9 protein-coding genes and 1 pseudogene are annotated in these 9,685 nt (G+C 43.8%); all 10 read right to left on the bottom strand.

Annotated elements, in window-relative coordinates; all coding sequences use genetic code 11:
• Window positions 1-334: 334 nt before the first annotated feature.
• On the bottom strand, window positions 335-595 hold the full coding sequence (locus CX664_RS27875) for an NAD-dependent epimerase/dehydratase family protein (RefSeq protein WP_101748489.1): 261 nt from the start codon (window positions 593-595) through the stop codon (window positions 335-337).
• A 62-nt stretch (window positions 596-657) separates the two neighbouring features.
• Entirely contained in the window at window positions 658-990 is a 333-nt protein-coding gene (locus tag CX664_RS20230) for a type II toxin-antitoxin system HicB family antitoxin (protein WP_101748490.1), read from the bottom strand.
• 337 nt (window positions 991-1,327) lie between these two features.
• Window positions 1,328-2,084, bottom strand: a pseudogene (locus tag CX664_RS20240) (ISAs1 family transposase).
• Between the two features lie 253 nt (window positions 2,085-2,337).
• Window positions 2,338-3,048, bottom strand: coding sequence for a CatB-related O-acetyltransferase (locus CX664_RS20245; RefSeq protein ID WP_101748491.1), 711 nt, complete (start codon window positions 3,046-3,048; stop codon window positions 2,338-2,340).
• 2 nt (window positions 3,049-3,050) lie between these two features.
• Window positions 3,051-3,821, bottom strand: a complete 771-nt coding sequence (locus tag CX664_RS20250) for a glycosyltransferase family 2 protein (protein WP_101748492.1) — start codon at window positions 3,819-3,821, stop codon at window positions 3,051-3,053.
• Entirely contained in the window at window positions 3,821-5,002 is a 1,182-nt protein-coding gene (locus tag CX664_RS20255; protein ID WP_101748493.1) for an O-antigen ligase family protein, read from the bottom strand. The genes CX664_RS20250 and CX664_RS20255 overlap by 1 nt, the downstream gene beginning before the upstream one ends.
• Before the next feature lie 61 nt (window positions 5,003-5,063).
• Window positions 5,064-5,927, bottom strand: a complete 864-nt coding sequence (locus tag CX664_RS20260; protein WP_219622245.1) for a glycosyltransferase family protein — start codon at window positions 5,925-5,927, stop codon at window positions 5,064-5,066.
• 121 nt (window positions 5,928-6,048) lie between these two features.
• Window positions 6,049-7,197, bottom strand: coding sequence for a glycosyltransferase (locus CX664_RS20265; RefSeq protein ID WP_101748496.1), 1,149 nt, complete (start codon window positions 7,195-7,197; stop codon window positions 6,049-6,051).
• 73 nt (window positions 7,198-7,270) lie between these two features.
• Entirely contained in the window at window positions 7,271-8,947 is a 1,677-nt protein-coding gene (locus tag CX664_RS20270; protein ID WP_244910698.1) for a polysaccharide biosynthesis protein, read from the bottom strand.
• Window positions 8,948-9,462: 515 nt separating this feature from the next.
• The coding region (locus tag CX664_RS20275) for a transposase (RefSeq protein WP_180966565.1) at window positions 9,463-9,685 on the bottom strand (223 nt) is incomplete at its 5' end.

The raw sequence follows: 9,685 nt of genomic DNA on the forward strand, positions 1-9,685 counted from the left end.
TGAGTTGTGATGGGCTGGAAGTTAAGTAGCTGGCCATATGGAATCATATATTTCTGGCTACTTGGGCAGGTGCTATGCGAGGCACAACGGAGGGAGCATAGCCGTAGCTATGTGACCGGAGTTGTAACGAAGCACGACTGCATGGATGCAGGAGCTAGAGCAACGCAGGAGCAGTTGCCGGGAGTGCCTGAACAAGGAGTCAGAAATATATGATTCCATATGGTTAGCTACTTATGGGTTATACGTTGGAAGTTGCGGGCTATGAGTTGGAATGTGTGGGTAATGAGGCAAGATTCAAAAATACAGCCATCCACTAAAACCCGAAACCCACTACTCAAACAGAACGAAGCTCAGCCCCATTCTTCAGAAACCACTGATAAGTCATGGACAAACCTTCATGCAAAGGAATCAACGCCTTCCAACCCAGCCGTTCCAGGCGTGAAACATCCATTAGTCTGTTCAAGAGGCCATTCAACAATTCACTCTCCACCATCGGCTGCCGGGCCAGTTTCGGATAGATACAGCTGGACCCCAGAAAAAGTAATTGCCGAACCCCAGCCCGGAACGCCTGATGGATAATATTGCATTCCATCATCAGGTTTTCATAATTAATGAGTATCTGCAGAATATAGAATCAAATCAGAATGGCTGGCGATGTTAAATTTGAGCCGCATCGCCAAGAACTTCTGAAGCCCACTGGTTCAGGCTTTTTCCTTTGGCTTCGGCAGCAGTAGCAGCAGCAGCATGAACTTCCGGCGAAACCCGCAACATCAGATTGCCGGAGTATGGTCTCTGAAGCGGTCGACCAGTTTTTTCGCTGATAGCGATATAATCATTAACCGCTTCATGAAATGCCGTTTCCAACTCATCGACAGAAGAACCATGAAAACCAACAATGTCTTTTATGCCAGCCAAATGCCCTACAAATATACGATCTTCATCATCGTATTCAACTCTGGCTATATAACCCCTGTATTTCATCATGTTCATGGTTTGATCCCTGCTTGTTCAAGAAAGCGCCTGGCATCCTTAATCCGATACCGTAGGGATGGTTTATCTGGGTGCGGCCTATGAAAATCAGCACGTACATCATTTAGAACGAAGCTGACGGAAGAACCGCCCCTGGTTGTACGTCAGGCTCCCAATGACAGGAACAATGCTTCGACTTTGCGCCACTCAATATTGCCATTTATCGGGTCAGCAAATAGCGCCTTTAGCGTTTTTCTGGATGCATTATTCATGGATTAAAATGATAGCTTAATCTGCAAGCATATCAAATGTTATGGGTAATGAGTACTGAGCAGAGAGAAAGCTCCCCAGGGAAAAATCATGAAACCCCGCACCCTGCGAGGACTTCAGACAGATATCGAGTGCTCATGGCGGCCTTTTTCTGCTTCCGCTTCAGACCAGCTTTAAAGGTTTTGGTATTGTTCAACATATTAACTGCCATATGTCGAAAACCAGTGAGCATTTCAGCTGCATTGCCTCTTCTGATTCGACAATCATCTTCTCTCATCGCAACATCCATTTTCCAATCAAAAGAAAGATTAACAAACTCATCAAAGATATCATTAACTATGTGAAGACGTGTTACCATTCTAACATGGCTTTTTTCTTCAGTTCTGAAAGTGTCACACTTCCATTGATTCACTTTTTCAACAGAAAAATGATTCTCAAATGCCTCATGAAGCTTGCCCTGGTTACCTTTTACCGCTAGCAAATAATCAGCGCCTTTATCGACGATTTTCTTAGCAATATCCCTCTGACACCCCATGGCGTCTATGGTTACGAGGCATCCGCGAATTTCAAGGAGTTCAGGTATGGCGGTAATCTCGTTACTTTTATCATTAATTTTAATTTGACCAAGAACCAATTCGTTTGCAGTAGCAAACGCACTCACCATATTTTTTTAACCAATCCAGTCGCTCATTACCGAAGTCTTCAATTTCTTCCCAGCCTTCGCAACCCGCAATGACTGCACAAATGACTAAGAGCAGAATATCAGCAAGTTTATGGTCTACTTTCCATTGCTGGCGTGCGTCATAAATGACAGATAGCCTATTCATTAAATCAAATGCATTCATTTCCAGAACATCCAAATCTTTTTTATATAAGACACTGAATGTATATTTTGCTCTATAAGGGGATGTCCTTATAGCCATTGAGCCCAATGACTTCGGGGGCTTTCATGATTTTTCCCTATCATGTTTCCCGGGAATGGTTATCTTGTTTTTTTGGCGCTGATTAAGCCTGACAGCATTCTGAATAGCGTATCGACTTTCGATAATAGGGTACCAGGTGGATGAAAAACCAGCTCACCTCCGATAATACGCAGCACTAAGTCATTCTCAGATTCTGAAATGATACATGCCTGTAATCAGAGCCTTGGAGATTTATCTCAGTCAGCGATTGCAGAAACTTCTCACTTTCATCGAAATCAATATCCGCAAGCATACTCACGGGCAGATTCCACCATTCACTGGCTACCAGTTGACTGATCACTTCTTCACAAAACCGGTAGCCAATAACTTTTGCCGGAACCCCTGCAACGATTGCGTAAGCTGGCACAGCCTTCGTTACAATAGAGCCTGCTGCAACAACGGCTCCCACTCCGAGGGAGCAACCGTTGTAAATGATAACTCGATTCCCAACCCAAACATCATGCCCTATAGAAGTAGTACTCATCTCAGGCTGATAATCCAGCATTGCTTTGGTTCTGTACCTGGTAATCGAGTTCCTTGAATATTGGAAGGGAGATGTGCTCAGCCAATTCAGCGGGTGACCATTTTTCTCGAGCCCGATGATCACTTCCGTGGAAATTGAGCAGAACCGTCCGATAGACACACTGCCGATACAGCTTCCACTTCTCCAGTATGAGTGCGCTCCCATTGCAAAGTTGTGACTGTGATTTCCAACAAAGTTTACATGACCAAGTGTTAAGCTCTCTTCAAGAGTGTAGGCGTGTTTTTTGTCGAGAGTCTTCCCTGGTATTTTGATTTCATTCCTCTTCAGCTTTTTTCGTAAAAGCCAGCGCCTCCAGAAACTCATAGTTACCCGCCCAGAAAAAAGCCTGCCAAAAGCCCGACAAATAAGCACAAAAACTTAATCGCGAAATCTTTCTGTTTACGTTTACGCTTTTTCTTTTTTTCCCTAACATCCTCTACATGCTCACCAAAGCCCGTATGCAAAACCGCATCATTTTCCAAAATGGCCGCATGGTAACCCAACTGAGCATAATGACGAGACAGCTCTTTCTCACTGGGAAAAGACGAATAGCTCTTGATCCCTGTATAATCAGAAACCCGCTTAAGCCCCGGGTTAAACGAGAATCCCTGCCAGTCCTCTTTTTCAGAGCCCAGCGGGTAATAGTAAACATCACCTACCTGCTTACGCTCCTTTAAAAAGTGATAAGGGCTATGAATAGCAATATCGTGATGAAAACTTCGCAACCATACCTGAATGATTTTCTTATCGGTATCCATCACCCTCATAGAGTCTTCAATAAAACCCGGCCGATAGAATGACCAGTCATCTTCACAATGAAAGATATAATCTGTCGTTACTTTTGAATAGGCCAAGTCAATCGACTTGATTTGCCCAAGCTTAGGGTTATTGATAATTAACTGAACCCGATCACGAATACTTTCAGGCAAAAAATCCCGCACAGATTCATCACCAGAATCTTCGGTAATTATGATCTCTCTCACTGGATAGGTGTTATACGAGATAAACGATTCCAGTGTTTGCTGCAAATGCTCAAATCTGCCACAGCTGGTTATCACTAAAGTAACATTGCTGTCTTTACTAAAAATACTTCCCATTATTTGTTCGACTCCTGATTGATTCTGGTCTGACCATCAATAATGGCAAGAGGAAGAATCAGGCAAATCCATGTAATATTCAGGTTATCCAAAATATTTTTCCCATCCAGCAGGAAAAATGCAGATGAACAAGCCACACCATAAAACCAGGGTGACATAATCTTCCAGTTAGCAAAAAATGCCCTCAATTGCAGAGCCAATAAGGCAATAAGGCTGAGTGGCCCGAGGTAGACAAGCAACGAAGAATAAATACTATGTGGATGCGCAATAGGGTGCCCACCACTCAAGGTGGATTTGAACTCATAACCATACCCACAACCAGTCAGCAAATTACAGTCCAGATACTCAGACCAGGCGATCCTATAAAGCTCTAACCGATAACTGTTACCTCTTGCCAACAGCACATCAAAAAGATTCATTTGATGAATTAGCACACCACCTATCACTACTAATAAAGCAGCAATAATTCCAGTTTTGCCAATATTGGAATTCTTCAACGCAACCACCAGAATCAAAAAGGCACCAGCACCCAATAACCCGGCAATTCCACTTCTTGTTTGAAATAAACTTTGTATAACGAGAATCGATAGAATAATAATACTGCCTAGTACTGGTTGTAAACGTTTAGGCAGCGCCATAATTCCCGTTACCGTGAAACACACCAACAGCATGCAGACATGAATAGGGTTGCCAAAACGAAAGGTTTCCCAAAAATTCGGGCGAACAGATAATGGCTCTGCATTGACTACAAAGTGGATAAACAACAAAGCCACGCTGAAAGTAATGCTTAACCCCATCATCCAGAGAGCGAGTTTATCAGGATTAATTACTTGCCTTGCTACAAGAGAACTGATGACAGACCAGAAACACACCAAATAGATTGGATATTTAACGGCCTTAAGAGGTTCCTGCTGGAATGCAAATACACTCATCACAGCAACAAAGCCAAAAAACCAGGGTGCCAAAACACCCAAACGATAATTTGTTCTTTCCTTTGTCGCCAAACTGATCAGGAATGGCAGTAGTACGAGAATATAAAATATATTATTCCCGAACTTGCTGGAAATCGGGATGAAACTGCCTACGAGTGTGAGCAACAAACCCAATGTCATCAATTTTGTAAAAAAGCTGACATCCTCTGGAAACTTCACGGGGGAAATGTTTAACACTGGGGTATCCAAAAACTACAAGACCTGATAAACCACAAAAACGCCATGACTGTCGTTTAAAATGAAAGAGTTGTCAACTATAAGAGTATTGATTAAAAAACAACACTCTTGTTTTACAAGGTATTCTCAAAGGAGGTATTAGCGCAGTTGCGAACCGGCTTGCAGCCCTTTTGTAGGTATACTCCTGCTCTGCGAGTTGCTGACCACTTGCGGCGATGCTCTGTGTTTTTTCTTCATCCAACCGAAGTGCGTGAAGCTTGCTTCTCAACTCATCAAGAGACCGATAAAGTACGATATTTTCCATATCCTTAAAGCCAAGAGCTCTATTCTCCTCTTCCCCCTGATCCCAGGCCAGAACAACACAACCCGCCGCCATTGCCTCGAAGTTCTTTATCATATACTCACCCATTCCGATGTCAGCACTGATAAAAAACTTTACTCGATTAAGAGTGGCCACATAATCATCACCTGATTTTGTGCGTGTAATCAGCAAAGGCTCTCTGGTTGCAAGCTGCTCGAGAAATACCTTCCTTTGGGTATAGGTTTTATTCTTTATGCTCCCGATAAAACCCAGCTCGATATCTCTAACCTGGTGATGGTTTTTGATTAACACATCGTCGTAACATTTGGGAACAAAAACAGCATCGACACCTTCAGCCTGTAGCTTCTGAGAAACTGTATAACCAGACGACAGAACACGAACCCACGGAATTTTTTTGTAATGCCGTGAAAACGTGCCCTTGTATTTACTCTTGCTGTAGTTCTGGTAGGCGTCGTGCTCAAGAAAAACAAGATTCGGGATGGCTCTGAGAAAACCCACTTGTCGGATCTCTTTTTTGAAACGCAGAAACAGCACTATGCGATCATAATCTTCACATTTTATCTGCCGCTCAAAATAAGCTTTCAGATTTGTCTGTTCCTCTGATGACAGGCGCATAATCGTCGCTTCATCAAACTGACTGGCAATCTCTGCATAAAATCGATCAAGAATTATACGCTGTTCATCCTGAACCAGTAACAATAGCTTCAATGTCTAAGCTCCACAGCAGGGTCAAACCCTACCCAGAAAATGGTTGGACAAAAGGAAGTTGCCAAAATGCTTCACGGACTGCTTCATCTGAAAAATGACTTGCCAGCCTATTCTCCATGGCCTGAGCGGCCACTTGTCTTTGCTCACTATTAATGGACAGCATCTTTTTCATTGCTCTGGCAAGCTCCGAAAAATCGCCGAAATCAAAAGTCATGCCTGTATTGCCAACCACTTCGGGTGCTCCACCGGTATTGCAGGCTGCAATTGGAATGCCTGCCACCATTGCTTCCAGCAGAACCATGCCAAATGGTTCATGATCCGATGTGAGAATATAGCCATCAAAGGCCCGAAAGTATTTTCCCGCATCGGGGATCACGCCTGTAAAACGGGCTTGTTCTTCTATACCCAACGTTTTGACTTCTGCCTTTAACGACTCTTCAAGCCGCCCCTTACCAATAATCGCCAACAGTGCTTTCGGATGCTCTTTGCAAATAAGGGCAAACGCTTTAAGAAGGGTTGATTGATCTTTGTCGGGATGCAACCTGCCAACATTGGCAAAAACAAAAGCATCATTCGGCAGGTTCAAAATTTGCCTTGCCTCTTCCCGAGCCATCAAATAAGACTTTTGCTGTTGGATATCAATCCGGTTATAGAGTGTGACAATATTTTCTTCCGGAAATTTTGGCAGACAAGCGCGAATATCATCCCTTACCGCATTAGAGACTCCAATCAAAGCAAGATTATTCTGCTGTCTCTGAGTATAAAATCTCCTACCCCAACGCTTATAGCCACCAAATGCATGCTGAACCCCGATAACAAACAAATTGGGGACATGAGTTGCAACATAAACAGACTTGAATCGGTGGGCTATGCAAAACTCGTAATATCGTTTGGAACACAGTTCACGAACCTGACGAATTTGCTTTAACTTCAGGCCTCGAATATCTTTTGAGGTATTTTCAAGAAACACTACCTCATCGGAACCGACAAGCCCTGCGACCTGTTCATTTTTTTTACCCGTCAAAAATACCGTGGCAACCTTATATTCCGTTCCGGAAAATAAAGCAGCGTATTGACGGGCAACATCATGAAAAGGCATGTCATAGCCATGACATAGTTGTATCACCCACTTATTCTGAACGTTCTCAGGTGAGCTTCCCCTGATTTCATCAGGCATATAAACCATACTCCGTAGAGAGGCTCGCTTGGTTAAATAAAGATAAAATAAAACCAAAACACAGCAGCTACTGTTAAGCAGACTCAAGCTGGTGAGATTTCTTGTCGCCTACTTTTTTAGCAGAAGGCTGGCACAGCCAGTCCACCAGGATACTGTCCGGAGTAAAACCCGAAACGAAATCAACCATAATGCCTCTTGCTCTATCATAGTCATGATGCTCTATGGAGAGCAGTATCCTTTCGATACCCTGAGTCAGGATCCCCCAGTCAGAACTCTCTTCCATCGCTCGGTATATCAAGGGATGATGGGTCTCACTGACATTGTCGCCAATCAAAAGCTCTTCATAAAGCTTTTCACCAGGGCGCAAACCAGTATATTGGATTTCAATATCACCCTCTGGATTATCAACATTCTTTTCAACAAAACCAGACAGTCGAATCATATGTCTTGCCAAATCGGCAATTCTAACGGGTTCGCCCATATCCAACAGAAAAACATCACCACCGCTCCCCATAGATCCAGCTTGAATAACTAACTGAGCGGCTTCAGGAATCGTCATAAAATAACGGGTGATTTCCGGGTGGGTAACCGTCACGGGGCCACCAGAGCGAATCTGTTCACGAAACAGAGGAATGACTGAACCGCTGGAACCGAGTACGTTACCAAAGCGGACCATGGTAAAACGAGTCTGATTTACTATGGGTTGATACTTCTGTTTACCAAACATTTCAGGATGCATTAATTCCACTGTATTCTGTTTGCTGAAAGCCTGTAAAACCTGCTCAGCAAAACGTTTGGTAGCGCCCATTACATTGGTAGGGCGCACCGCCTTATCCGTGGAAATAAGGACAAAGTTGGCAACCTTCCCCACCATCGCAGCCTGTGCGGCATAAAGAGTACCCATAATATTATTTCTCACACCCTGAGAAATATTATGTTCGACAATAGGCACATGTTTATAGGCAGCAGCATGGTAAATCGTTTCAATTTTATAAGCGCTAATGACATCCAGCAGACGACGGGGGTCATTAACTGAACCAAGAACGGAGACCAGGTTAAAACTCAAACCAGCATGTTCTTTTATCTGCCGGATTTCCTGTTCAATCCGGTACAGATTGTACTCAGAGTGATCAAACACAATAAGGCTTTTGCACTCTAACTTACCAATCTGACGACATAATTCGGAGCCGATTGAGCCCCCTGCCCCGGTAACCATCACATTCAACCCATGAATGCACTGATTCAATAATTGATTATCTGGCTGAACCGGGTCTCTGCCAAGAAGGTCTCCAATTTCCACCTCCTTGATATCCTGGATTTTCAGGCGACCACTGACCAGGTCATCCATACCCGGCATCGTCATTACGGGAATATTCAAAGCTTCCAGATCGCGCAAAATAGACTTACGCCTGGATTCAGGTAGCGAGGGCATTGCCAGTAATACCTGATCAACAAAGGCTTTCTCAACCAGTTCAGGCAATTTACTGCTATGGTGTACCTTTCTTCCGTAAACTGTTCTGCCCACCATGGCAGTGTCATCGTCCAGAAAGACCACCGGCCTGAATTCCCAACCGCGATCCAATGCAGAGATTAACTGGCACCCTGCTTCCCCTGCCCCGTAGATGGCTACAGGTTTACCTCTTTTGATCTGTTCAGGTTGAGTGGTAATAGCAAATGGTGTTAGCAAAATATCCTTGATCTTGTGGCCTGCCAGCCAGTAACGGGCACCATATCGAGAAATGCCCAGCATAAACAACAGAATCAATCCAAAAAGGAAAGGAATACTTCTGGGTACAGACCACCCAAGAACGTAGGTCGCCAGTATAATGCCAGTAACAGAAAGAACCGTTGTTCGTAAAATCGTCAGGGTAACCTGCGGCCCTACAAATCTGAGCACCGCCCGATAAAGGCCCAAGCGTATATTGATGGGCAGACAGATAACCGGGCACAGGAGGCATAGTTTAAAAAATAGTGCCCTGTGATGATCAAAGTCCTCTATACCCAAACGGACGACAAAGGATAAAATCAGCGCCAGCCAAATGATTAAAACATCAATCACCAGACTGATAAGTCGTTTTTTTGTCCTTGATAAGGAAACTAATCTGTTTCTGAGCATATAGCGAATAACACGGTCTTGAGGACTGTTTTGAAGTTTTGCAGCTTGTCAGGCTGCAAAACAGTACGATACATACAAAATGATAAATTCAGAGTTAAATGACTTCCGGCATAGCCGGAAGCTTATTAGGGGACGCCCTCAAAGGGCTATTATTGCGCCCATGGGCGCGAGTCAAAACCCAGTTTCAGTTGATCCCGGTTTTCGTCGTTCTTTTCTTGATTTCGGATATATTCCCTGACAACTTCTTCATCCAAGCCGACCGTACTCACAAAGTACCCTCTTGCCCAGAAATTCTCTCCGTTAAAATTCCTTTGTCGCCCTTTAAAATGCCTTGCTATAGCAATCGCGCATTTACCTTTTAAATACCCAACT

The organism is Endozoicomonas acroporae, assembly GCF_002864045.1.
Taxonomy (GTDB): Bacteria; Pseudomonadota; Gammaproteobacteria; order Pseudomonadales; family Endozoicomonadaceae; genus Endozoicomonas; species Endozoicomonas acroporae.